Source organism: Gulosibacter sediminis (assembly GCF_030011715.1).
Lineage (GTDB): Bacteria > Actinomycetota > Actinomycetes > Actinomycetales > Microbacteriaceae > Gulosibacter > Gulosibacter sediminis.
In genome coordinates this window covers 1-255 of the sequence record NZ_JASCYH010000120.1, presented here as the reverse complement: position 1 = coordinate 255, position 255 = coordinate 1, and the positions used below count along the sequence as shown (strand labels likewise).

Here is a 255-nt window from a genome sequence, read left to right as displayed (position 1 = left end):
GGATAGGTGACATCTGATCTGGCTTGCCCGGGAGGGCGGCCTGGAAGGATGTCATTGTGCCCAAGCCCTATCCCAGCGAGTTCCGTGATGACGTTGTGCGCGTCGCGCGGGATCGCGAGCCCGGAGTCACGATCGAGCAGATCGCGAAAGATTTCGGCGTCCACCCGATGACCCTGCAGAAATGGTTGCAGCGCGCCGCTGTTGACGACGGCGCGAAGCCCGGCGTTACGCGGACCGAGGCCGCGGAGACCAGGG

Annotated in this window: 1 protein-coding gene; it reads left to right on the top strand. The window is 65.1% G+C overall.

Annotated elements, in window-relative coordinates:
* Positions 1 to 56 precede the first annotated feature (56 nt).
* Positions 57 to 255 (top strand): transposase (locus QM019_RS12810; protein ID WP_282851670.1); only part of this gene is annotated, 199 nt, incomplete at its 3' end.